Source organism: Bacillus cereus group sp. BceL062 (genome assembly GCF_051780025.1).
Classification (GTDB): domain Bacteria; phylum Bacillota; class Bacilli; order Bacillales; family Bacillaceae_G; genus Bacillus_A; species Bacillus_A toyonensis.
Genome location: NZ_JBPWGY010000003.1, coordinates 350,347 through 375,731 on the forward strand (window position 1 = coordinate 350,347; position 25,385 = coordinate 375,731).

Below are 25,385 nucleotides of genomic sequence, written 5' to 3' on the forward strand. Positions count from 1 at the left end.
AATCCCCTTAGTTAAAAAACTAAGGTGTCCACCTCCTGTATACTATAATGTTTTCTTATTTGTTCGTTAGAAAACATAGCCCGATACAAAAATTAAAGAGGTCGGATTTCACTTATTCTATAATAATAGAGCAAGTGTCTGTATTAAAGCTGTCGTTTGACATGATAAAGATTTCGATATTTTTTCACGTTGTGAATCAGTCAATCCATCTAAAAGCGGCTTTAACTCTGTTAACTCTGCTTCTAATCGATGAATATGGTCTGTCACTTCATTCACTTGTTTCGAAACGTGTTCATTGATACCGAGCAGCTTCTTCTTCTCCTCGATTTTCTCTTTAATCTCACAAAGCGGCATATGCATTTCTTTGCACTTCTCAATAAATTGTAATGTCTCAAATGCTGTTTCGTCGTAATAGCGATAATTAGATTGAGATCGCTCCGCTTTCAAGATACCTAGATTCGTATAATAATCAATCGTTCGTTTCGACACGTGAGCCATGAGAGCCAACTGTCCGATTCGATACACCTTCCCAACGATCTTCCCCCCTTGTTTATATTACTACAATCATACAACACATAAACTGTACAGTCAAACGTGACGGTTTGTTGTTGACAATTTATACAAACTTACAAGATCCACCTACTATTACACCCGTAATTTACGGCTATACAATAAAATTACTAAACTATTACCTAATCACTATATAGCCCACACCTTTTAACCTTTCTTATTTAAAAGCATATCCTACTAATAATGATTGCCTGTATAGGAGGAGATTGACATAAAAAGGACTATCATTTCTCATTTTTATAACGAAGAGTATTTACTCCCATGGTGGCTTATGCATCACACAAAAATATTCGATCACGGCATTTTAATTAATAGAGGTTCTACTGATCGTTCCGTAGAGATTTGTAAACTACTCGCACCCCACTGGGAAGTGCGAGACTCCAGATTTCTTGAGTTTGATCCAACTAATACTGATATTGAAGTGATGGAAATTGAAAGAGAAGTTTCAGGTTGGAAAATCGTTTTAAATACTACAGAGTTCTTTTGTTGTAATAATAAAGAAGAGTTTTTCTCATCTCTTCATACACTAGGACAAAATATGTATGCGATTAGAATGATTTTAATGATAGATAGTCATATTTACAATTATTCAAAGCCAAGATATTCTATCCCATTAGTAGAACAACGATACCACGGTGTCTTCCCTTATAACCCAAAACTCGGGTGTGCTTGGAGATTTATTCATAATCATCTAGATGGTGCATATTTACCTGGTAGACATTATTCACGGCACGGGAATATAGTTTATGACTACCCTTCATTTATTTTAAAATTTTATTTTAGCCCTTGGAATGAACAATCCAAGGCAAGAAAATTACAAATTACACCTACCCTTTCAAAAATGGGTATTCAAATGGGACTTCAAACACATTACGGTCAATCTCCTGAAGAATTGGAAACCCGTTTTTTAGAACTTAGTAACGTAACACAAGACCTCCGTAATAATCCTGAATATCAAGAATTATTTCCAAAGTTCAAACCTTAATGTTTTCTGCCTTGTCATCATCTCACACAATTTCATCCGTTTAATCAAAAACAATCTCATTTGCATAAAATATGAATACTGTATATATAATAAATTTTTATTTTAGGAGGAAAAAATGAAAGCTGTTATTCTTGCTGGTGGGTACGGTACAAGAATTGGGGAAGAAACACATTTAAAACCAAAACCTATGATTGAAATTGGAACGAAACCTATTCTATGGCACATTATGAGTTTGTATAGTCATTACGGGATTACTGAGTTTATTATTTGCTTAGGCTATAAAGGATATGCAATTAAAGAGTTCTTTCTAAATTACAACTTACACATGTCCGATTTCACAATACATTTAAGCGATAACACAATTACTAGCCACTCTCATCGTGTAGAACCATGGAAAGTTACATTAATCGATACTGGTCTTAATACCGAAACGGGTGGACGAGTGAAAAAGATTCAAAACTATGTCGGAGACGAACCTTTCTGCCTCACTTATGGCGATGGATTAAGTAATGTAAATATAAAAGAACTGATTGCATTTCATAAAAAACATGGAAAAATGGCTACTGTTACTGCCGTACAACCTCCTGGTAGATTTGGTTCTCTCGTTTTAAATAAACAATCTGTCACATCCTTTCAAGAGAAACCACTAGGTGATGGTGGATGGGTTAACGGTGGTTTTTTTGTTTTAAATCATGATATTTTCAATTACATTAGTGGAGATAAGTCTGTTTTTGAAACCGAAACTTTAGTTCAGTTAGTCAACAAAAATGAACTGGCAGCATTTCAACATACTGGTTTTTGGCATCCAATGGATACATTACGTGATAAGAATAAATTAGTCGAGCTATGGGAAAATAATAACGCTCCATGGAAGGTCTGGTAATATGACTTCATCATCTTTTTGGAATAAGAAAAAAGTATTTATTACAGGACATACTGGCTTTAAAGGCTCATGGCTCACCCTTTTTTTAACTTCTTTAGGCGCAGAAGTAATCGGCTATTCTTCTCATCCTCCATCCATCCCTAACCTTTTTGAACAATGTAACTTAGCGAAAGAGTGCACAACAATGAAAGGAGATATTACAGATTACGATTCTTTATTACATGCCATTGGGCAACATAAACCCGACATTATATTTCATTTAGCAGCTCAACCAATCGTCACCACTTCATACAAAGATCCTATTGAAACATTTAAAACGAATGTTTTAGGTACTGTTCACGTACTAGAAGTAGCAAAGTACGTCGAAAGCGTACGTCTCATTATTAATGTGACAAGCGATAAATGTTATGAGAATGATGGGAGCGGTAATCGAGCATTTGTAGAATCCGACCGTTTAGGGGGCTATGATCCATACAGTGCTAGTAAAGCTTGTGCTGAATTAGTTGCAACATCGTATCAAAAATCTTTTTTTCACACGAACACCCTTTCACTCGCCTCAGTAAGGGCAGGCAATGTCATCGGTGGTGGTGATTGGGCAGAAAATCGCTTATTCCCAGATATCATTCGTGCATATTTACAAGACCATCCTTTAAGTATTCGAAACAAAAATGCTATCCGACCGTGGCAACATGTTTTGGATCCTTTACATGGATATATCCTTTTAGCTGAGAAACTTTGGAAGCATAAAGAGTATGCAGAAGCATGGAATTTCGGACCAATTAACGAGGCTAACAGAACCGTCCATGATGTCATTCAATCTGTAATAAAATTATGGAATAAACCATTAACAATACTTTCTCCCACTATAAATACTCCTTATGAATCACCTATTTTAACACTCGATAGTACAAAAGCAGTAAATAAACTAGGCTGGACTCCTAAGCTATCAACAGAAACTGCTATCACTTGGACCGTTGAATGGTACGAAAAACATGCATCCGGTGAAAATATAGAATCGTTCACACGACAACAAATCGAAGCATTCAAAAATTTATAAGGGGGCTATAAAATGGAACAGAAAGAATGCCGTTTTTGCCACTCATTACTAACAAATACGTTTTTAGATTTAGGCGTCTCCCCTCTCGCCAACTCATTTATAGCTCCAAAAAACTCATATAAAATGGAACCTTTTTATCCGCTGCACACATTTGTTTGTAATTCTTGTTTACTTGTGCAATTAGATGAATTTGAATCGCCTAATAATATTTTCCATGATTATTTATACTTCAGTTCTTATTCCTCAAGTTGGCTACAGCATGCCAAACAATACGTAGAAATGGCAATTGAGCGATTCCATTTAACGAAAAATTCGCAGGTAATTGAAATCGCAAGTAACGATGGGTATTTATTGCAATACTTTCTTAAAGAAAACATCAATACGTTAGGAATTGAGCCAGCAAAAAATGTAGCAACAATCGCAATTCAAAAAGGAATTCCTACAAATGTGAACTTTTTCAGTAACGACTTAGCAAAAAAATTACCACAAGCTGATTTAATCGTCGCAAATAACGTACTAGCACACGTTCCGAACTTGCATGATTTTGTCGCTGGCCTAAAAACATTATTAAAACGAGATGGTACGATAACAATTGAATTCCCCCACCTATTAAACCTTATATCCTTTAAGCAGTTCGATACTATCTATCATGAGCACTTCTCCTACTTCTCACTTATAAGCCTTCAAAAAATTTTAGCTCATCATCATTTACAAATTGTTGATGTAGAAGAACTTTCAACTCACGGTGGTTCATTGCGTATTTTCATAAAACATCTAAGCGCCCAATCAACTATCCATTCCAATGTTACAAATTTAATCCAAAAAGAAGTAGATCACGGGCTAGATACATTAGATTGCTATCTCCTTTTTTCTAAACGAGTGGAACAATTGAAAATAAATATTTTAAAGTTTTTTATTGAAGCGAAAGCTTTAAACAAACAAATTATCGGCTACGGCGCTCCAGCTAAAGGAAACACCCTTTTGAATTATTGCGGGATAGGTAAAGAATTTCTAGCGTATACAGTAGATAAAAATCCTCACAAACAAAATCTCCTTTTACCAGGAACTCGTATTCCAATAAAGTCTCCAGAAGAAATTAAACGTACAAAACCAGATTACATTCTCATACTTCCTTGGAATTTGAAAGACGAAATTATGAAGGAATGCTCTTTCATTCGTGAATGGGGTGGCAAATTTTTAGTAACTGTTCCAGAAGTTGAGGTGATTGAACCATGAAGAAGATCCTTGTAACAGGTGGTAGTGGATGGATAGGTAAATATGTTGTACATTCCCTTATACAAAAAGGGTATGAAGTTCACGCCACATATAATAGAAATAAACCGTCTCACCTTTCCTGCCATTGGCATAAAGTAAACTTGCTTTGTGATGACGAAGTAAAACAATTTATTTCAGACATTAAGCCTAGCGACCTCATTCATTTAGCTTGGGAAGCGGTTCCTCCTGCATGCTACGTATCCATTAATAATTTCTATTGGCTAAAGTCCAGTATCTCATTGATTCAACACTTTACAGCATGCGGTGGAAAACGTGTCGTTGTAGCAGGTACTGGCGCAGAGTACGAGTGGTTTAACGGTATTCTATTTGAAGATTCTCCGCTTCTTTCCTATAAAAACCCGTATTCATTATGTAAAAATGCACTACACTCCTGGTTACATTCGTATGCACAACAAACCAGCCTCAGCGTATGTTGGGGACGAATTTTTCATATGTATGGCCCTCATGAGCACGGCAATCGACTCATTTCTAACATTATCACTTCTTTATTAAAAAACGAGGAAGCTCTATGTACACATGGAAAACAATCAAGAGATTTCCTCCATGTGGGTGACGTCGCTAACGCTCTTGTCACATTATTAAACTGCAACGTTACAGGCACAATCAATATCGCTTCTGGTAACTCTGTACAAATTAAAGAATTAGCTTCTATCATTGCTAAAAAAATAGGAAAAGAAAATTTAATTAAACTAGGCGCTATCCCTTTTCCTAAAGATGAACCTTTATTCGTCGGCGTGAATGTGGAACGTTTAACAACTGAAGTAAACTGGAAACCAACATACGATTTAAATACAGGAATTGAAGAAACAATTTTATGGTGGGAATCATTTATACAAAAACATACCGATATGCAGCACTAAAACGTAAATCTTGCGTTCCTCTCGCTAAATCCTTATACCATTCTTCTAATTTTTCCGGCGTAATAATATGGTGCGTTCCCATTCCTCCATGCTTACTAGCTTCAGAAAGCGTCGGACCAATTTGTAACTTTCTCTTTCTCATCGCATCGTTCCACGGACTAAACCCAAACCATAATATACAAGCAAGAGGCGGATAGATCATAGATTCATGCGCTGATAAATGTCTTCCAACCGTATAACTTCCGTGTTCATGATTATGAATAAATCTACCTCTTCTCCATAACGGCCAATCTTCTGGTAAATAACCGTGAAATCGCTGTTTCATTAAAGGGATTCCAAAGTTAAGGTCCGGATAATTATAGTTAGGATCATCAACCATAATAAGCCCTTCCAGCCAATACATCCTCCCTCCCAATTCATTTAGCGATTTCCAAAACTGATTTTTATCTTGCACACAAAGAAACTCAGTCGTATTTAAAATCATTTTCCATCCTTTTACTTCTTGTTCTACCCTCATCACTTCATGATCTGTCGCAAATGCATCAAACTCTGGATTTACAGAATCTCGTACTTCCCAATGCGGTGCGAACTTCTTACAAATTTCGACTGAACGATCTGTAGAACCTTTATTAATTAAAATGCCATGATCAAACAGTTTCGTATGATGAATAAGCCACCATGGTAATAAATACTCTTCATTATAAAAATGAGAGATAACGGTTGTAGTAATGTAAATCTCCTCCTCTTTCTCTATCAATCTATTTTTTCATACTACTCTTAATATACTTACCAGTTATGCAATTGGTTTCTTTTATTTTAAAAATATGTTTTTCTACCATATACTATGCTTTCTTAGACAACCACCGTTTCCATTCTCTAAAGATTCCACTCCGTACAACAATAAACATCCAAATAAACTGAAAATTAAGTTATAATATCATTATAAAATATGAAGGAGGAATGCACTCATGTACTACAACACTTCATTCGAAAACGATCAACCTGTAGGCCGTCTATAAACTAAGACGGGCATTCATATAACGAATACACTATGCCTCGTCTTAGGGAACTCATAATACCCTAAAAATAGACGGAGGTACTTCAAATGAAACAAACAATTTTAGGAGCTATATGCTTATCACTAGCAGCAAGTATATGGGGCGGTATGTATGTTGTTAGCAAATACGTACTCGACTTTATTCCACCACTGACACTCGTTTGGCTACGCTTTATTATCGCTTTTGTTGTTTTGTATGGTATTTTGAAAATAGCAGAGAAAAAACAAAAGAAAAAAGTAACCATTCGCAAAAAAGATTGGCTACTCTTCGCTTGGATTGGATTTATCGGATATTTCATTTCAATCACATCTCAATTCATCGGAACAAAATTATCCGACGCCCATACAGGCTCTTTAGTAACATCCGCAACACCTGCATTTATGGTTATATTTGCAGCAATTATTTTAAAAGAAAAGCTAACCGCTCGTAGACTTTTATCTACTATAATAGCGACAATCGGTGTCATTATCGTAATCGGATGGGATATTGAAATTGGCTCCTATTTTATCGGTACCATCATATTAGTGGGAGCCGCTATTACGTGGGCTTTACTATCCATTTATGTAAAAATTGCTTCAGCTCGGTTTTCATCTTTAGTTATTACAACGTACGCCATATTCTTTTCACTCTTTTTTATTACACCTTTTATGATATGGGAACTACAAGTAGCCTCTATCGGAACCGTAAATACGTACGTAATACTAGGCGTATTATATTTAGGAGTCATATCAACGGCAGGTGCCTTTTTCCTTTGGAATAAAGGATTAGAACTAATGGATGCAAGCATCGGTTCCTTATTTTTCTTCTTCCAACCTATCGTCGGATCATTACTTGGCTGGCTCTTATTAAATGAGACATTAAATAGTAACTTTTTTATTGGTGGTATTCTTATTATATGTAGCGTTTTAATTACTACTTTTGAAAAGAAATAAAAAAACAGGCAGAGATTCTTAGTCTCTGCCTGTTCGTATAAACTCACTGTTTACGCACTCCAATGCGCGGGACGGGATAACAATTCCGGCAATTTCGTATGTTTATCCCCTTTCGCCGCATTAATTTGAACTTGCGTAAGAAAAATACTATTTGTAAAGTCTGCACCGCGAATATCTGCATCTCTTAAATCTGCTCCGATGAGATCTGCTCCTCTTAAGTCTGCACCATTTAAGTTCGCTGCAATTAAATAAGCACCCCTTAAATTCGCGCCTTGTAAATTTTTCTTTTTCAGGTTTGCTCCCATAAGATCTGCTCCGCGGTGAATGATTCGTTTCTTACGCGTCGCATTCATTTCCTTCCAAACTAGCTCACTCGTTTCTAAAAGTAAAACATTTACTTCTGCACGGTGTAATGGAATATTTACTTTCATTAACTCGTCCGCATTTAAATTCGAAAGTCGCTCTGTCTCTGCAATCGCTTTACTTAGTTCTTTATGAATTGGCTGCGTCGCCTTTAATAGAATCGCCTCATTCAAATACCAAAGCATTTCATGGAGCTGATGCATAACCGAAAAAGCATCATACATTTTTCTCGCATGCTTAGCATCTTTCCGCCAATCAATCCCTTTAAAGGTAACTTGAGAAATCTTCTGCCCAGCACCGAAACATTCAAATACTGTACACCCTTTATAACCTTTTCCTCTAAGATTTTTATGTATACTACATTTAAAATCTGATTGTAAATTGGAACATGGTTTACCACCATCTTTATTCACTGCAAAATCTACCGATGCTGCGAACGGTAACGCCACGCAACATAGACCGAAGCATTTTTCGCAGTTTGCTTTTAAATGATCGTTATGATTAGTCAAAATGTATACCCCCTGTTGTCTTTTGACTATTTCATAATATTCCAACTGCACAAAATAATCAATTTTAAAATAAATTGGCATCTTTCATTTCAAATCACAACTTTATCATTCGATTTCCTTTCAATTGAAAAAGACTAATTCTATCTAATGAATTATAATTAAATTATAAATTTTCAAACAAAAAGGAGAATTACTATGGCACTAGAAATGAAAACAAACTGTCAAATTTGCGATCAATCGCTGGAGCAAGATTCTGAAGCTTACATTTGCGTGTATGAATGTACGTTTTGTGCACCATGTACAGAAGAAAGACATAACGTTTGTCCAAACTGCGGCGGCGAGTTAGTACGTAGACCGAAAAAGAAACAGTAAAAAGCAAAGCGATATCGCTTTGCTTTTTTTGTTTTCTTGATATATAAAATTATATCAGCGATTTTTCAAATATATCGAACATAGCTTAAACATTTAAAAATTTAACACAAACAGGCTCTGGCACAACAACATCAGATTGTAAAAGAGTTAACTTTCCTGTAGATTCATTTCTTGAAAATAACACAAGATTATGCGACTTTTCATTTGTAGCAACAAGGAACTTTTCAGTAGGATCTAATACAAAGTCTCTTGGCCAATTTCCTTCTGTAGATGTATGTTCAACAAATGTAAGCTCACCTGAATTTTGATCCACACTGAAAACAGCAATACTATTATGGCCACGATTACCTGCATATACAAAACGGCCGTCAGAAGAAATATGAATCGCACTTCCTTGACTATTTTCATCAAACTCTGCTGGAATAGTAGAAATATACTGTAATTCTGTAAAGGTCCCTTCTTCCGCATTATATGTTAATACGATAACCTCTGAACTCAGCTCAGTCATCACATACGCATACTTTCCATTCGGATGAAAAGTAATATGTCTCGGCCCACTTCCTGGATTTACAGATAAGCTATTCACTTCTGTTAATGCACTACCTTTTATTTCATACGTAATTATTTTATCTATCCCTAAATCAACGCCCACTACATATTTTTCATCAGGAGTATATCCCGCATAATGTGCATGTGGTTTTTCTTGTCTTTCTTTATTCGGACCTGAACCTTCATGCGCCATAATAGATGAAGCATGATTTACAGTTCCATTTTCTTCATTTATTTCAAAAGACTCAATCGTTCCTTTATGGTAATTTGCTGTAACTACCGTATGATTCCCACTATCAACGCTCACATGACAAGGAGAAGCCCCTTCTACTACTTGTCTGTTTTCTGCCTTTAAATCTCCAGTTTTACTATCAATTGAATAAGCAGCTACACCACCAGATTCTCCTTCCTTAACAACGGAATAGAGATATTCATTATTTCGGTTAATCGTTACATATGTAGGGTTATCCAGCTTAGCCGCAAGTGTTACATTACTAATTTTTTTTGCTTCTGTGTCTAAAGTAAACTTATATATTCCCTCACTATTTTCTTTCGTATAAGTTCCAACATATCCAATAAACTCTTTGTTATCCTTCATTTTCATAACCCTCTCTCCCTATATTTTTCGTTCATCATACTTCTTAAAATATTTTATGTTGAAAGAGTATCCTAAAAAAATTGGAGTACCTCTTTATACGTTACCATATTTCTCTGCTAAATAGCCTTTAAACCCACTTTTTTTGATACGCTGCTATACTTTCATATTCTTCTTCCAAGTGACGGGACAGACGAATATAGATTGGTGTTAAATCTTTATATTTTTCCACACTTTCCATGTTTGGTTCATGGTGGAAATTCGCACCTACCATTTCAGAAACTACATGTAACGTATCTACTTCACCTAAACTATATAAACCGAGGATTACAGCTCCTAAGCAAGAGCTTTCGAAACTTTCAGGAACATATACGTCTTGATGAAAAATATCCGCCATCATCTGTCTCCAAAGTTCTGACCTTGCAAAACCGCCTGTTGCTTGAATTTTTTTCGGTTCGCCAATTAGCTCTTTTAAAGCGAGAAGAACGGTATATAAGTTATAAATTACTCCTTCTAATACAGCACGAATAAGATGTTCTTTCTTATGATGTAATCCGAGTCCAAAAAAAGATCCTCGCGCATTCGCATTCCATAAAGGAGCTCTTTCCCCTGCTAAATACGGATGAAATAATAAACCGTCAGATCCAGGATTTACTTTTGCTGCTATTTCAGTAAGCACTTCATATGGATCTTTCCCTAAACGCTTCGCAAGCTCAATCTCCGAAGTGCCTAATTGATCACGAGCCCATCTGAAAATCATACCACCGTTATTAACTGGTCCACCGATTACCCAATGGTCTTCAGTTAAGGCATAACAAAAAATTCTACCTTTTGGATCTGTCACAGGACAATTTGTTACAGCACGTATCGCACCGCTTGTACCAATTGTAACAGCCACAACCCCAGGATCTATTGCATTTACGCCTAAATTCGATAGCACTCCATCACTCGCTCCCACTACAAAGGGCGTAGAAACAAGTACATTCATCTCTTTTGCAAGTTCTTCATCTAATCCTATTAAGCTGTGCGTCGTTGGAACAAGTTTAGAAAGCTTTTCATCTGAAATCCCTGCAACACGAAGAGCTTCCTCATCCCATTTTAAAGATTTCAAATTGAACATTCCTGTTGCTGATGCTATAGAATAATCAATTACATATTCTTTATATAATTTATAAAACACATATTCTTTAATAGAAATGAATTTATAACTTTTTGCAAACAATTCTGCCTGCTCATTCTGTAACCAAACTAATTTCGAAAGTGGTGACATAGGATGAATTGGTGTTCCAGTACGCAAATAAATTTCATGACCATTCATATCACTCTTTATTTTCTCTGCCCAGCTTGCACTTCTATTATCTGCCCAAGTGATACATCTCGTTAACGGTTTTCCCTTCTCATCTACAGCAATGATACTATGCATTGCCGAACTAAAAGAGACACAAAGAATATCATTTGGCTGTACACTACTTGATCGTACAGTTTCTTTAATCGTATTTATTACTGCATGAAAAATTTCTTCTGGGTCTTGTTCTGCTATTTCAGGCGTAGGAGAATATAAAGGATATTCAATTCCATGACTTGCAATAACAGATCCATCAGTAGAAAATAGAACTGATTTTGTACTAGTTGTCCCAATGTCTACACCAATCATATATTTTGAGCTCACCATTTCTTCCTCCTAACAAAAAATTGCTACAGTATCCCACCATAAAAATAAATTCCTTTTATCTACTGATAACGTTGTATGCCACAATTATCTAAATAGAAACATCTTTATTTTAAACAAACATATCGAGTAGTAAAACACCTCCAAAAGCGATAAATGAAAGTAATGTTTCTAATACCGTCCATGTTTTAAATGTTTCTTTCACTGTTAAACCTAGGTATTCTTTTACCATCCAGAACCCAGCATCGTTTACGTGTGAAAACATGAGTGCTCCTGCACCTGTTGCAATGACGAGTAACTCTAAATTTACACCTGTCGTATTTTCAACGATTGGAGAGACGATGCCCGCTGCTGTTGTTAAGGCGACTGTCGCTGACCCTGTCGCAATTCGAATTAATCCAGCTACTATAAATGCTAATACAATTGGAGATAGAGCTAAATGTTCAGACATTTGAGCAATAGCATTCCCTACGCCACTATCGATAAGAATTTGCTTAAATCCGCCGCCAGCACCAATAATCGCAACAATAGAACCGATTGGTAATAAGCTATCTTCTGTTACCTTCTTAATAGCCTTTTTATCGATACCTTGACGAAATCCAAGAAAATAGAAAGCTGCAAAACATGCAATCAATAGCGCAATTATAGGACTACCGATTAATGTGATAATCTTCATCAAAGTATTAGAAAGAGGCACATAAGGAGCTGCTGCAGCTAAAACCATTAACATAACAGGTAACAATATAACTAAAAATGAAACTCCTATTCCTGGTAATTTCGTTGATTTTGTATTTACACGAATCAATTCTGGCTCATTTTCAGGAATTACACGTTTGTGAATCCACTTAGCGAATATAGGACCTGCAATAATCGCTGCAAAAAATGTAATAATGAGTGAATAAAGAAGTACCTTCCCAAGGTTCGCTTTATAAATACCAATTGCAACGATTGCCCCTGGATGCGGAGGAACAAGGCCGTGTACGACAGATAACCCAGCAATTGCTGGTAATGCTATCAATAAAATATTTTGTCTCGTTGTTTTATGAATAGAAATTACTAACGGCAATAATATTAAAATGCCTACTTCAAAAAACACCGGAATTCCAATAATAAAACCTGCAATTAACATCGCCCATGGTAAGTTTTTTATTCCAAAGGATTTAATAAAGAACTCTGCCACCTGCATTCCAGCACCTGACTCTGCCATCATTTTCCCTAGAATTGTACCTAATACTAAAATACCTACTAAATGCCCGAGAACACTTCCCACTCCTGTTTCATAAGCACTCACTATTTTATCCATTGGCATTCCAGACATAATTGCTAAAAACAAACTTGCAATCGTTAAACTAATAAACGCATGCCATCTCCACCACGATACCCCTAAAATAACAATTACGATTGATAATAATGTAATCATTAAAAGGTACATATTCATACTCAGTTCCACCCCTTTATGTAAACCCTTTCAAAATTGCTATACAATTAAGAGAACCTATATAGTTCTTTCATGAGTAAGAATTTATATATCGATATACAAATCATCTTCACAAAATAATAATTTATACAAAAAGAATCTCCCTTATCAGAGATACATGTTAACTACTCTCTCTGATAAGGGGATTTCTCTTTCATAATTATAATGTTATTTTATACATGCTTCATACGAGCATATTTTCCTTCTTCAAAAGTGAATGACACTTTCTTCTCTGCTGTTTTCACGTAGTAAGACTCCTAACTCAGGATCCAAGTTAAACGATGAAGTTACCTAGGAATCTGTCCTCTCATGAAAAGCAATTTTCGGAAAGCCTCCTTCACTTTCATATATTATAATTTAGGTGCTTTCGCCCAATCTGCAGCGAACTTTTCAATACCTTGATCTGTTAATGGATGCATAGCAAGTTGTTCAATTACTTTATAAGGGATTGTTGCAATGTGAGCACCTGCCATCGCTACACGAGTTACATGATCTGGGTGTCTGACAGAAGCCGCAATAATTTGTGTATCTAATTGATGAATATCGAATAGCTCAGCAATTTTCGCAACTAAGAGCACACCATCTTCAGAAATATCATCTAAACGTCCTAAAAATGGAGAAACGTACGTTGCACCTGCTCGAGCAGCTAAAAGTGCTTGGTTCACCGTGAAGATAAGTGTAACGTTCGTTTTCACACCTTTTTCAGTAAGATAGCGACAAGCTTCTAATCCTGCTAGCGTCATTGGAAGTTTTATCGTGACGTTTTTATCGCCACCGTTAATTTTAATTAATTCTTCTGCTTGAGCAATCATTTCTTCAGCTGTAACAGCATCTGGCGTTACTTCTGCCGAAACAGACTCAACTTTAGGTACTGCCTGACAAATTTCTGCGATACGGTCTTCAAACTTAACGCCCTCTTTTGCTACTAAAGAAGGATTCGTTGTAACACCAGCCAAAACTCCAAGTCTATATGCTTTTTTTATGTCCTCAAGATTTGCAGTATCAATAAAAAATTTCATGATCAATTCCCTCCAGTTTTTAAACGTTGATGAGTTACTTGTTTAATATGCTTATCCCGTAAAAGCCCGATTGGTGTGGAATAAAGCCCCTACTTATTAAAGTTTCACTTTATTTCTTTTCTACTGCATGTCCGCCAAATTCATTGCGCAGAGCTGCTACTACTTTTCCTGTAAATGTATCATTGTCTAATGAGCGATAGCGCATTAATAACGACATTGCGATAACAGGAGTTGCTGTTTGAAGATCTAATGCTGTTTCTACTGTCCATTTCCCTTCACCAGAAGAATGCATAACACCCTTAATTTCATCCAGTTTTGCATCTTTAGAAAACGCATTTTCTGTTAATTCCATTAACCAAGAACGAATTACTGAACCGTTGTTCCATACTCTTGATACTTTTTCATAATCGTAGTCAAATTCACTTTTCTCTAGAATCTCAAATCCTTCACCAATAGCAGCCATCATACCGTATTCAATTCCGTTGTGAACCATTTTTAAGAAGTGACCACTACCAGCTTTTCCAGCATATAAGAATCCATTTTCTACAGCAGTATCGCGGAAGATAGGTTCAACGATGTCCCAAGCTTCTTGATCTCCTCCGATCATGTAACAAGCACCATTACGAGCGCCTTCCATTCCGCCAGAAGTTCCTGCATCCATAAAGTGAATGCCATCTTTCTTTAATTGCTCATATCGGCGAATAGACTCTTTATAATGTGAATTACCCGCTTCAATTAAAATATCTCCTTTTGAAAGCAATGGTGTAACCTCATCAATAACAGAATCAACTACAGCGTGTGGTACCATTACCCAAATAATTCTTGGTGATTGTAATGACTGAACAAGTTCACTTAAACTAGATGTACCTGTAGCCCCATACTCTTTCATTTCTTCTACTGCGCTCGTATTTAAATCAAATGCTGCTACTTCATGTTTATGATCCATTAAATTTTTCCCTAAATTTAATCCCATTTTACCTAAACCAATTAAACCTACTTGCATAATATAATTCCTCCTCAAATCATCTTTTATTAAAAATTCATATCACTACGATCTTGAATATCTTTCAGCACTGATAAGTTGATTTGTCTAGAAAAGTATTCACTGTCATAGCTTAAGAATTCAATACATTTTTTGTAATTTGAACAACATTTTCTGTCGTAAATCCAAATAGATTCATGACTTCAGCTCCAGTGCCTGAAGCTCCAAATGTTTCAATTGATAGTACTTTTCCTTCCTGCCCTACATAACGCTCCCAACCGAGAGATACACCCATCTCAAGCGATACTCGTTTCGTTACAGAAGACGGAAGAATTGATTCTTTATATTGTTTCGATTGGCGATCGAATAACTCCCAGCTCGGCATTGCAACGATGCGAACAGAAACATGATCTTCTTCTAATTTTGCTTTCGCATTAGCAGCTAAGGATACTTCAGAACCTGTCGCAATTAAAATCACATCCGGATTTTCATTTGTTTGCGTTAATACGTAAGCTCCTTTAGAAAGATTCTCTATATTCGCTTTCGTTTCCTCAAATACCGGTAAATTTTGACGGCTAAGTACTAAAACGACTGGACCATCCGTTTGCTGTAAAGCATATGCCCAAGCACTCGCTGTTTCATTCGCATCTGACGGGCGGATAACTGTTAGACCAGGAATTGCCCGAAGAGCTGCCAATTGTTCAATTGGTTCATGCGTTGGACCATCTTCTCCTACAGCAATCGAATCATGTGTGAATACGTAAGTAACTGGTAACTTTTGCAGTGCAGCAAGTCGAATTGATGGACGAAGATAATCGTTAAATACAAAGAATGTACTTACGAACGGTTTTACTCCTCCATGGAGAGCCAGTCCATTCGCTGCCGCGCCCATTGCATGTTCACGTACACCGAAGTATATATTTCGGCCAGCATACGATTCTACTGCATACACTGCTTCACCTTTCATATCTGTCATAGTAGAATGCGAAAGATCTGCACTTCCACCAAAAATAGAAGGAATCGATTTCACATAATGGTTAATAGCTTCCCCACTTGCAACACGAGTGGAAATCGTTTTTTCAGTATCAAAGGATAGAATGTCTTTCGCTTCGATTAAAACCTCACCTGTAATCGCTTTTTCTAATTCATCTGCTAGTGCAGGGTTCGCTTCTCTGTATAAGTTGAACTGCTCATTCCAGTCATTGTCTTTTTCAATACCTTTTTGTTTTAGTTCATTAAAATGAGCTTTTACTTCTTCAGGTACAAAGAAGTCTTCCTCATAATGCCAACCATACACTTGTTTTGTAGCTGTCGCCTCTTCTACTCCAAGTGGGTTACCATGTGCTTTGTTTGTTCCAGCAACTTTTGGACTTCCATAACCTATAACTGTTCTAATTTCTATAAGAGTAGGTTGGTCCGTATTTTCTTTCGCTAATGTAATGGCTTTTGTAATAGCATCGACATCGTTTCCATCTTCAACTCTTACATATTGCCAATGTACAGATTCTGCCCTTTTCTGAATATCTTCAGAAAAAGCAATGCCTAATTCACCATCAAGTGAAATTTCATTTGAATCATACAGTACAATTAACTTGCCAAGTTTCATATGTCCTGCCATTGACATCGCTTCATAAGCGACACCCTCCATTAAATCACCATCTCCAACTAAAGCATACGTATTGTGATCTATAATAGAGTGACCATCCTTATTAAACTTCGCTGCTAAATGAGCTTCTGCCATTGCCATTCCGACAGCATTAGCAATCCCTTGTCCTAACGGGCCTGTAGTCGCTTCAACTCCAGGAGTATGACCAAACTCAGGATGTCCTGGTGTTTTACTATTTAACTTTCTGAAGTTTTTCAAGTCATCAATTGAAACGTCATATCCAGCTAAATGAAGTAGGCTATATAATAGACTAGATCCATGTCCCGCCGATAAAACGAAACGATCACGGTTAAACCATTTTGGATGATTAGGATTGTGATTTAAATGATTCGCCCATAGTGCATAAGCCATTGGTGCTGCTCCCATCGGAAGACCCGGATGACCTGAATTTGCCGCATTTATAGCATCAATCGATAACGTACGAAGTGTATTCACTGCTAATTGATTTATGTTTTGTGTCATAGTAATCGTCCCCCTAAATGCTTTCATTAAAGAAAGTACTTATTTTTCCGTCTCTTGATCTAACCACCATTTAAATCCACTTTCTTGCAATAATTCATTAGACGCATCTGGACCATATGAACCAGACTCATATTCATGAAGTGGCAATAAGTTCTCCTCGAATGCTTCAAGAATTGGCTGTACCCATTCCCATGACAATTCAACTTCTCTCCAATGCGCAAAGAATGTAGCGTCTCCACTTACAGCATCATGAATGAGTCTTTCATACGCTTCAGGTACTCCCACATCCACTTGCTCGCAAGTAAAGTTAATACGGATTGGTTCAATTTCTCCATTTTTCAATGGATTTTTACTATTTAACTGTAATGAAACATTCTCACCTGGGCTAATTTCAATTATTAATAAGTTAGGTTCTGCATTTGGATTATTATCTTGATATTGCTGTTTTAACGTATTTTTAAATTCGATTACAATACGAGTAGACTTTTCTTTCATTCGTTTTCCTGTTCGTATATAGAAGGGAACGCCAGTCCAAAATGGATTATCGATCCACAAACGAGCAGCAACAAATGTGTCTATGTTAGAAGAAGGATTTACTCCTGGCTCCTCTTTATACGCTACAACTTGCCCACCTTTTATCTCTCCTGAAGAATATTGACCGCGAATGATATGGCTTTGAACGTCTTCTTTTTTTACTTTGCGAAGCGTCTCCATTACCTTTCGTTTTTCCTCTCTAATTTCACATGCGTTAATTTTTTCCGGCAGATTCATAGCAGTCATCATTAATATTTGTAACATGTGATTTTGAACCATATCTCGAATGGCTCCTGCGTGATCATAATATCCAGCTCTTTCTTCAACCCCAACCGTTTCACTAGCTGTGATTTGTACATTTGCTATATGTTCTTTGTTCCAAATCGATTGGAGAACAGGATTTGCAAATTCTAGTGCTTCTAGGTTTTGAATCATCGGTTTACCTAAATAATGATCAATACGGTATATCTCGTCTTCTTCAAACGTGCGACTAAGCTTATCATTGAGCTCACGAGCAGATGTAAGGTCGTGCCCAAACGGTTTCTCAATCATTAGGCGTTTCCATCCATCTGTTTTATCAAGTCCGCTTTCCTTAATATTTAAAGCAATGGTCTCGAAAAATTCAGGAGCAACTGAAAGATAGAACATTCTATTTCCTTTTATATGTAGTTCCTCTTCCCTTTCACGAACGACTTGTAATAACCTCTCATAGTCTTCCGGTTTACTCACATCTAATGGACAATAGCGAAAATTATCTAAAAAACCTTCGAGTTCCGGAGTACCTTCTTCCCTCTGACGAGAAAACGTCTCTATTGATTCTTTTATTCTTTCTTGAAAATCTTCATGAGATACTTGACGTCTTCCAAGCCCGATAACAGATATTTGCTTTGGAAGCTTTTGATCTCTATATAAGTTATATAGCGCGGGGTAAATTTTGCGTTTCGCTAAGTCCCCTGTCGCTCCAAATAAAACAAAGGTCATTGATTCCAAGTTCAGTCCCCCTCTTGTTGTATAATCCTCGTCAATATACTAAAAATGAATTGTACAGAAGCTCATACTCTTATACTTCCTGTTTTTATAAAAAACAAAGAGTTATCTAATTCCAATTCTTTTTATACCTTTCGCTCTCTCATTGTCCCCAATATTAATAGTGGCAATTCAAAGCATTTCTACTGCAACTTACTTATTTATAGAACTTAACGAAATATTTTATATTTGATTACTTTTAGTAATTAAATAATCTTATGTCTAGTATATTAACTACATAAATTATTATCGTCAATAAAAATGTCTTGAATTAAATACTATTTATTTCGTAATACTTTTCTAAGTGTATTCCTAATTACCATTCATTTTCAAAGATAATGATCAATATAATAAATATCAGCCTCATCAAAATATTCAATTAATTTTCTGTTAAACTCGCGAGCAGACGTTACATTATAATTAAAAGGCTTCTCTATAATAAGACGGTTTAATCCTTTTGTAGCCCACAATCCACTCTCCTTAATATTTGAAGCAATCACATCAAATACTTCTGGTACAACAGATAGATAAAACATACGGTTTTCAGGAATGTTTAGTTCTGTTTCACGCCTCTTTACAAGACTCAACAAATCTTGATAGTCCTCTATATTCGCTGTATTTAATTGACAATAACGAAATGTACTAATAAATTCTTCTACTCCTGATTCATCATTAGTAGATCTTCTAGCAAATGTAGCAAGGGATTGTTCTACCTTTGTTTGAAATTCCACATCTGACATTGCCCTTCTGCCAATACCGATAATTGAAATAGATTGCGGTATATTTTGATTACTAAATAGTTTGTATAAAGCAGGGTAAATTTTGCGTTTCGCTAAATCCCCTGTCGCTCCGAATAAAGTGAAACTTTAATCAGTGGGGGTTTTGTTCATCCCCACTGATTATTAGTTGAACCAATCGGGCTTTTACGGGCAGTTGATCCCCCACCTAACTTCTTTGCTTCCGCTGAATTTTGAGGCGGGGGTCTTACTGCCCGTTAATGCGGGATAAAAGAAATGTCATTGAATCCATTTGTTCTCTCCCTTTTAAAACAATTGCTAGAATAGAATATATAAGCTCATTCGCTACTTAGTACAATACTGTCTCTATAACCTCATACTTTACCAATGTTTCTTCAATACAATTTTGCCAAGAGCACGTTCTGACTCACTTATGTGGTGTGCTTTTTTTACACCTTCTACCTGTAAAGGCAACACATGCGTTACGACAGGTTTAATCTTCCCGCCCTCAATTAATTCTGTAATAAGAGAAAGTTCATATCCGTTAGGTTCAGTAAATATATGGTCACTCTGAATATTTTTCTCTCTTGATATTTCAGTTTGCGAAATTTCCATACCTTTCGGACCATAAATAGACGCCAACTTTCCATTTGGTGCAAGTACTTTATAACTATCCTTTAGTACATCCTCGCCTAACACATCAAATACAATATTGTAATTATGCAGGAGCTGAGAAAAGTCTTCTGTTTTGTAATCAATGACAGTATCAGCACCTAGATCCTTTACAAACTGTATATTTTTCGTACTAGTCGTAGTTGCAACCTGTGCACCGAAGCTTTTCGCTAGCTGAATAGCAAACGTACCAATTCCCCCGGATCCAGCATGAATTAAAACCTTACTACCTTTTTGAACATTTGCGAACTTCACTAAACTTTGCCAACTTGTCAAACCTACTAGAGGGATTGATGCTGCTTCCTCAAAAGATAGATTTCTCGGTTTTTTCGCTACATACTTCTCATTTACTGCCACGTACTCTGCATAAGTACCATTTCGTTCAATATCTGGACGACTATATACTTCATCCCCTACTTTAAATGCTGTTACGTTTTTCCCTATATCAGCTACTACACCTGCAACATCCCATCCTAAAACAAGCGGGAAGTCATAAGAAATTACGTCTTGAAGTAAACCTTCACGAATTTTCCAATCCACAGGATTTACACCAGCTGCATATACTTCAATCAGTATATCGTTGTCTCCCAATAGCGGTTTCTGCATTTCAATCTCTTGTAGTACACTTTTATCTCCATATTGCATAAGTCCTATCGCTTTCATTCTTTACACTCCTTTACAATGCTGGGAAATGAGGTAGTACTTCTTCTCCTAGCTCATCCAATACTTCGTCAGCTGGACGTTGACCATCAAATAGAGCAAGGAATAAATGATTCACACCAATACTTTTATATATATCAATTAATTCAATTAGTGCCTTACGCCCTGTACGGTAACCTAAACGGATCGGTGTAGGACGTTCATTTGGATCTTCAGATAAATCTAAATGCATCGGTTGTATAAATGGTTTGAATACATCTGGATGATAATCCTCTACTAGTTCTCTCCATTGTCCAATTGCTCCCGCTTGATGTACTGGACTACGTGGATAATACATCCATCCATCTCCATGTTCAGCAAACCAGTCCATATTTTGCTGACTAAAACCTGTAATAAAGGTTGGAATATGCTTAGACGGTTTTGGAACTAAATTCGCACCATGAACTTCTCCTAGTGTCGACTGGATAGACGGGAAGTTTTTATACAAAATTTCTTCCAAGTAAGCAAACGCTTCTCTAAACTTTTCACCTCGTGTTTCATGACTAACACCTAACGCCTTGAAATCAGCACGTCTGTCACCGGATGAAACGCCAAGCATAATTCTTTCTGGAAATAGTTGATCCAATGTAGCAATTTCTTTCGCCACACGCAATGGATGACGAAGTGACAATACAGTTGCCGACGTTCCAAATGCGATTTTCTCTGTTTTGCTTGCTAAATATGTCAAATAAATCATCATATCGTAAATTTGACCTGTTGCAGGATCACCAAAATCAGGGTCTTGCAGCAATACATCGCGAAGCCATACACCTGTAAAACCGTATTGTTCCGCTTTTTGTACTAACTCTACTTGTTTTTCCATCGTTGGAGCATGAAACTGATAATTTTCAATCGGAATGTGAACTCCTAATGTAAGTTGATCTTTTGCAAACATACGATTATATCCAAAATGATTCACAAACTTTTCCATGTGTTTCACTCACTTTCCTTCATTCATATAAATCTATACTTTTCTTTACTCTTGATATTTCTTTTCAAATTTCATAGGCAATTCTGTAACATCACATTGTTGCCGATTGAAATCGTTATAACTTTCTTTGTGCTACGAGTGTTATTATAAATCGGCCATAACATGAATAACAGTACGTACTTTAAAGTGATGTAGGCACTTTAAAGTACCTATAGTAAGTGAGTAATAATAAATCATGCTGCAAAAATAACATCTACCCTTTCTTCAAAAAGCTTTACAGTAGTTTTTGGAAGTACGTTACATTATTTCATTTCACGCACTTTCCTCTTCTTTATATAAAATTCTCACTAACCAAATTCAAAATATTATACTTATTTTCCGTACTTTGCTATGCTATAACCACAAACAGGAGGTATAAACAATGAAAGCACAAATTATCCATTCTTTTGGGGACTCATCTGTATTTCAATTAGAAGAAGTTTCAAAACCGACACTTTTACCAGGTCATGTTCTAATCGATGTAAAAGCAACAAGTGTAAATCCAATCGATACAAAAATGCGTAGTGGCGCTGTTTCAGCAGTCGCTCCTGAGTTTCCAGCTATATTACACGGCGATGTGGCTGGTATTGTTATTGAAGTAGGAGAAGGTGTTTCGAAATTCAAATCAGGGGATGAAGTATACGGATGTGCCGGAGGTTTTAAAGAAACTGGAGGTGCACTTGCAGAATTTATGCTTGCTGATGCACGATTAATTGCTCACAAACCTAAAAATTTAACAATGGAAGAAGCAGCTGCTCTACCATTAGTTGCAATTACAGCTTGGGAATCTTTATTTGATCGTGCAAATATTAAATCTGGTCAAAATGTTCTCATTCATGGAGCTACTGGTGGCGTAGGACACGTAGCCATTCAACTAGCTAAATGGGCAGGCGCTAAAGTTTTTACAACCGCTTCTCAGCAAAGTAAAATGGAAATAGCCCATCGTCTAGGAGCCGACATAGCTATTAATTATAAAGAAGAATCTGTTCAAGAATATGTGCAAAAGCATACGAATGGAAACGGATTTGAAGTTATATTTGATACAGTAGGCGGCAAGAATCTTGATCATTCTTTTGAAGCCGCTGCAGTCAATGGAACTGTTGTAACAATTGCAGCTCGTTCAACTCATGACCTCTCTCCTTTACACGCAAAAGGACTCTCTCTGCACGTTACTTTTATGGCATTAAAAATATTACATACAGATAAGCGTAGTCATTGCGGAGAAATCTTAACGAAAATAACGCAAATTGTAGAAGAAGAAAAACTTCGCCCATTGCTAGATTCTAAAACTTTTACGTTTGATGAAGTTGCTCAAGCACATGAATATTTGGAGTCGAATAAAGCAATAGGGAAAATAGTGTTGAAAAACGTTTGGTAACTATAATCCGATAAAAAGAACGATTACTCATTGCTGGAAAGTACAGAGTAAATAAATCTTCTTTATTGTGCTAGCATCATTTATCAAATTTCATGATGCTAGTGATTGTAGAAAGAACAATAAATTTGCATAAAGATCAATTTATGCAAATTTATTTATTTTAGTTTTGTAATACCCTCTATATGTATTTTGTGTACATATCAAATGGTAAAATCATTACTATATTTATATCAATAAAACTTTTCACAGGTGTTCCTCTTCTATAAGAACCTGCATATTTAAAGTTGGCTGTTGAACTCTCTCCCCCACAAAACCAAAGTTAACCTCTTACAGAAACAATAGTCTATCAACTGTATTTTTTACATTTAACATACGGAAACAACTCATATTTTGAGGACCTCAATCGCACTCCATTATCTGAATAAAAAATAAAATTAAACTCATAAATTTAATATGGTATTATGTATTGAACTCTTCATGAAACTATCATTCATATTACTATTTAGGAGGATTTATGAGCAATCAAAATAATAATGAAGCACCATATAAAATGGAAATCATAGTCATGATTTTAGGACTATTTTTACCACTCTTCCTTCCTGCTCTTTTAATGTTAGCATTAGGAAAATGGATGCCAGATGAAATTGCATATCCTGGGTTCATGTCATTATTTATTCTATCCATTGAGTTATTCATAGTAGCTGCTATTTTTACTAATATTTTAAGTGTATGTGGATTACCTGAAAAGAAACTTGATGAATTAGGATTTTTAGGATTTACGATTTCAGTGGTTACATCATTTTTAGCTACTTATGTAGGATATTTTGGAATAGCTAAAGTTGGATTAACTTCGGTTCAACTTTCACCTCATGGCATTTTAATTGTAGCGATAGTATCCACAATTATCTTAACTATTTTATTAAAGATTTTAGAGAAATTTGATAATCAAGACGATCTAGATACAAATAAGTAAAATTGTAAACTAAAAAGGTATGCTTCAAATGGAGCATACCTTTTTCTTGATTACCGATTTAACATGAGAGATGCCACAGCGCTAAAATCTCTCCACCCTTTACAACAAGTAAAAAAATAACAGCCGAATTTTTCTTATAGTAGAAAATTCGGCTGTTTGCATGTCGCAATTTGCTTTTTGTATATTTCCATTAATAGATAAAATACAACTCATTTGCCTTACCATCTTTACCTTCAACAGAATATTATATTGTTTTTAATTTTTTAAAACACACTACGTACTAATCCCCCGTCTATTCGTAACGCGGAACCATTAATTGCTGAAGAAAGTGGGCTGCTTAAGAAAGTGACAAGATTGGCAATTTCTTCTGGTCGAATAAGTCTTTGAATAATAGAGGTTGGTCGATTCTCTTTCATAAATCGCTTCTCAGCTTCTTCTATTGTCAATTGCTCATTAGGATAAAGACTATTTAACATAGTCTCCACTCCTTCCGTTAAAGTCGAACCGGGCATTATAGTATTAACAGTCACATTCGTTCCTGTCGTCAGCTCAGCTAAACTGCGAGAAAGTGAGAGTTGCATCGTTTTAGTCGCACTATAATGAGCCATTTCTTGAGATGGCATAATAGCTGCTTCGCTAGCAATAAAGATGACTCTTCCTTCTTTTCTTTCAATCATTTGTTTTAAATACGAGCGAGTAAGTCGAACACCACTCATAATATTGACTTCAAACAATTTAAACCAATCTTCATCAGGAATATCAAAATATTCTACAGGTTCAAAAATTCCTAAGTTGTTAATAAGAATGTCTACTTCAGGGTACTTTTTAATCACATTTTGGCACCCTTGTTCTGTCCCTAAATCAGCTACTACGGGTTGAAGGATAGCATCAGGATACTGCGCTCGAATTTCGTTTATCGTTTGATTAACATTTTCTTCACGGCGTCCATTAATAAGTACAGTAGCTCCTTCCGCTACTAATGAAGTGGCAATTGCTTTTCCAATCCCTGCCGTAGATCCAGTAACCAGTGCTGTTTTTCCTTTTAATTGCATATGCATATAGATCCCTCCAAATTCATGTGCTAAATGATTG

Annotated in this window: 23 protein-coding genes; 9 read left to right on the plus strand and 14 right to left on the minus strand. The window is 36.1% G+C overall.

Annotation, left to right across the window (positions count from 1 at the left end):
- Positions 1 to 117 precede the first annotated feature (117 nt).
- Complete coding sequence (locus tag ACS2MN_RS10085; protein ID WP_002044232.1) at positions 118 to 498, minus strand: MerR family transcriptional regulator; 381 nt, start codon at positions 496 to 498, stop codon at positions 118 to 120.
- 343 nt (positions 499 to 841) lie between these two features.
- Between ACS2MN_RS10085 and ACS2MN_RS10090 the strand changes: the two genes are divergently transcribed.
- The 5 genes from ACS2MN_RS10090 to ACS2MN_RS10110 all read left to right on the plus strand — a co-directional run bounded on the left by ACS2MN_RS10090 (position 842) and on the right by ACS2MN_RS10110 (position 5,651).
- The gene (locus ACS2MN_RS10090) at positions 842 to 1,555 is read left to right on the plus strand and encodes a hypothetical protein (RefSeq protein ID WP_000546526.1); all 714 of its coding nucleotides are present in this window, start codon (positions 842 to 844) and stop codon (positions 1,553 to 1,555) included.
- Positions 1,556 to 1,670: 115 nt separating this feature from the next.
- Positions 1,671 to 2,438 (plus strand): glucose-1-phosphate cytidylyltransferase, encoded by a 768-nt coding sequence (rfbF, locus tag ACS2MN_RS10095; RefSeq protein ID WP_000648795.1) that lies wholly within the window; start codon positions 1,671 to 1,673, stop codon positions 2,436 to 2,438.
- Between the two features lies 1 nt (position 2,439).
- On the plus strand, positions 2,440 to 3,495 hold the full coding sequence (gene rfbG / locus ACS2MN_RS10100; protein WP_000204566.1) for a CDP-glucose 4,6-dehydratase: 1,056 nt from the start codon (positions 2,440 to 2,442) through the stop codon (positions 3,493 to 3,495).
- Positions 3,496 to 3,507: 12 nt separating this feature from the next.
- Positions 3,508 to 4,731: a class I SAM-dependent methyltransferase gene (locus ACS2MN_RS10105; RefSeq protein WP_087950385.1), complete on the plus strand. Its 1,224-nt coding sequence runs from the start codon at positions 3,508 to 3,510 to the stop codon at positions 4,729 to 4,731.
- Entirely contained in the window at positions 4,728 to 5,651 is a 924-nt protein-coding gene (locus ACS2MN_RS10110; RefSeq protein WP_000723098.1) for an NAD-dependent epimerase/dehydratase family protein, read from the plus strand. Before ACS2MN_RS10105 ends, ACS2MN_RS10110 begins: the two co-directional genes overlap by 4 nt.
- Here the strand turns inward: ACS2MN_RS10110 and ACS2MN_RS10115 are convergent.
- Complete coding sequence (locus ACS2MN_RS10115; protein ID WP_098139784.1) at positions 5,620 to 6,408, minus strand: glycosyltransferase family 2 protein; 789 nt, start codon at positions 6,406 to 6,408, stop codon at positions 5,620 to 5,622. The two genes, ACS2MN_RS10110 and ACS2MN_RS10115, sit on opposite strands and share 32 nt — an antisense overlap.
- 348 nt (positions 6,409 to 6,756) lie before the next feature.
- On the opposite strand from ACS2MN_RS10115, the gene ACS2MN_RS10120 reads away from it, so the two are divergent.
- Positions 6,757 to 7,641 (plus strand): DMT family transporter, encoded by an 885-nt coding sequence (locus ACS2MN_RS10120; protein WP_098709499.1) that lies wholly within the window; start codon positions 6,757 to 6,759, stop codon positions 7,639 to 7,641.
- Positions 7,642 to 7,691: 50 nt separating this feature from the next.
- On the opposite strand, the gene ACS2MN_RS10125 is transcribed toward ACS2MN_RS10120, so the two are convergent.
- A complete protein-coding gene (locus ACS2MN_RS10125; RefSeq protein ID WP_346994486.1) occupies positions 7,692 to 8,513 on the minus strand; it encodes a pentapeptide repeat-containing protein in 822 nt (273 codons plus the stop codon).
- A gap of 195 nt (positions 8,514 to 8,708) precedes the next feature.
- Between ACS2MN_RS10125 and ACS2MN_RS10130 the strand changes: the two genes are divergently transcribed.
- Positions 8,709 to 8,885, plus strand: coding sequence for a DUF1272 domain-containing protein (locus ACS2MN_RS10130; protein WP_001162789.1), 177 nt, complete (start codon positions 8,709 to 8,711; stop codon positions 8,883 to 8,885).
- Between the two features lie 85 nt (positions 8,886 to 8,970).
- Here the strand turns inward: ACS2MN_RS10130 and ACS2MN_RS10135 are convergent, their stop codons facing one another.
- The 10 genes from ACS2MN_RS10135 to ACS2MN_RS10180 all read right to left on the minus strand — a co-directional run bounded on the left by ACS2MN_RS10135 (position 8,971) and on the right by ACS2MN_RS10180 (position 21,903).
- Positions 8,971 to 10,038 carry a lactonase family protein gene (locus tag ACS2MN_RS10135; protein WP_098709497.1) on the minus strand — a complete coding sequence of 356 codons (1,068 nt, stop codon included), beginning with the start codon at positions 10,036 to 10,038 and terminating at the stop codon, positions 8,971 to 8,973.
- A 121-nt stretch (positions 10,039 to 10,159) separates the two neighbouring features.
- Positions 10,160 to 11,701, minus strand: a complete 1,542-nt coding sequence (gene gntK / locus ACS2MN_RS10140) for a gluconokinase (RefSeq protein WP_098709496.1) — start codon at positions 11,699 to 11,701, stop codon at positions 10,160 to 10,162.
- A gap of 109 nt (positions 11,702 to 11,810) precedes the next feature.
- The gene (gntP, locus tag ACS2MN_RS10145) at positions 11,811 to 13,136 is read right to left on the minus strand and encodes a gluconate permease GntP (protein ID WP_088054994.1); all 1,326 of its coding nucleotides are present in this window, start codon (positions 13,134 to 13,136) and stop codon (positions 11,811 to 11,813) included.
- Between the two features lie 389 nt (positions 13,137 to 13,525).
- Positions 13,526 to 14,194 carry a fructose-6-phosphate aldolase gene (gene fsa, locus ACS2MN_RS10150; RefSeq protein ID WP_088054995.1) on the minus strand — a complete coding sequence of 223 codons (669 nt, stop codon included), beginning with the start codon at positions 14,192 to 14,194 and terminating at the stop codon, positions 13,526 to 13,528.
- 109 nt (positions 14,195 to 14,303) lie between these two features.
- Positions 14,304 to 15,197 carry a phosphogluconate dehydrogenase (NAD(+)-dependent, decarboxylating) gene (gene gnd / locus ACS2MN_RS10155; protein ID WP_001195918.1) on the minus strand — a complete coding sequence of 298 codons (894 nt, stop codon included), beginning with the start codon at positions 15,195 to 15,197 and terminating at the stop codon, positions 14,304 to 14,306.
- Between the two features lie 112 nt (positions 15,198 to 15,309).
- Complete coding sequence (gene tkt, locus ACS2MN_RS10160) at positions 15,310 to 17,304, minus strand: transketolase (RefSeq protein WP_088054996.1); 1,995 nt, start codon at positions 17,302 to 17,304, stop codon at positions 15,310 to 15,312.
- 39 nt (positions 17,305 to 17,343) lie between these two features.
- Positions 17,344 to 18,828 carry a glucose-6-phosphate dehydrogenase gene (zwf, locus tag ACS2MN_RS10165; RefSeq protein ID WP_000445355.1) on the minus strand — a complete coding sequence of 495 codons (1,485 nt, stop codon included), beginning with the start codon at positions 18,826 to 18,828 and terminating at the stop codon, positions 17,344 to 17,346.
- A 365-nt stretch (positions 18,829 to 19,193) separates the two neighbouring features.
- Positions 19,194 to 19,685 carry a glucose-6-phosphate dehydrogenase gene (locus ACS2MN_RS10170; RefSeq protein ID WP_088054997.1) on the minus strand — a complete coding sequence of 164 codons (492 nt, stop codon included), beginning with the start codon at positions 19,683 to 19,685 and terminating at the stop codon, positions 19,194 to 19,196.
- Positions 19,686 to 19,982: 297 nt separating this feature from the next.
- Positions 19,983 to 20,936, minus strand: a complete 954-nt coding sequence (locus ACS2MN_RS10175; RefSeq protein ID WP_000643791.1) for an NADP-dependent oxidoreductase — start codon at positions 20,934 to 20,936, stop codon at positions 19,983 to 19,985.
- 13 nt (positions 20,937 to 20,949) lie between these two features.
- Complete coding sequence (locus tag ACS2MN_RS10180) at positions 20,950 to 21,903, minus strand: LLM class oxidoreductase (protein ID WP_088054998.1); 954 nt, start codon at positions 21,901 to 21,903, stop codon at positions 20,950 to 20,952.
- Positions 21,904 to 22,324: 421 nt separating this feature from the next.
- On the opposite strand from ACS2MN_RS10180, the gene ACS2MN_RS10185 reads away from it, so the two are divergent.
- Both ACS2MN_RS10185 and ACS2MN_RS10190 read left to right on the plus strand, forming a co-directional pair.
- Entirely contained in the window at positions 22,325 to 23,320 is a 996-nt protein-coding gene (locus ACS2MN_RS10185; RefSeq protein ID WP_087950376.1) for a zinc-dependent alcohol dehydrogenase family protein, read from the plus strand.
- A 514-nt stretch (positions 23,321 to 23,834) separates the two neighbouring features.
- Positions 23,835 to 24,293: a hypothetical protein gene (locus ACS2MN_RS10190; RefSeq protein ID WP_000070819.1), complete on the plus strand. Its 459-nt coding sequence runs from the start codon at positions 23,835 to 23,837 to the stop codon at positions 24,291 to 24,293.
- A gap of 263 nt (positions 24,294 to 24,556) precedes the next feature.
- On the opposite strand, the gene ACS2MN_RS10195 is transcribed toward ACS2MN_RS10190, so the two are convergent.
- The gene (locus ACS2MN_RS10195; RefSeq protein WP_000551094.1) at positions 24,557 to 25,351 is read right to left on the minus strand and encodes an SDR family NAD(P)-dependent oxidoreductase; all 795 of its coding nucleotides are present in this window, start codon (positions 25,349 to 25,351) and stop codon (positions 24,557 to 24,559) included.
- Positions 25,352 to 25,385 lie beyond the last annotated feature (34 nt).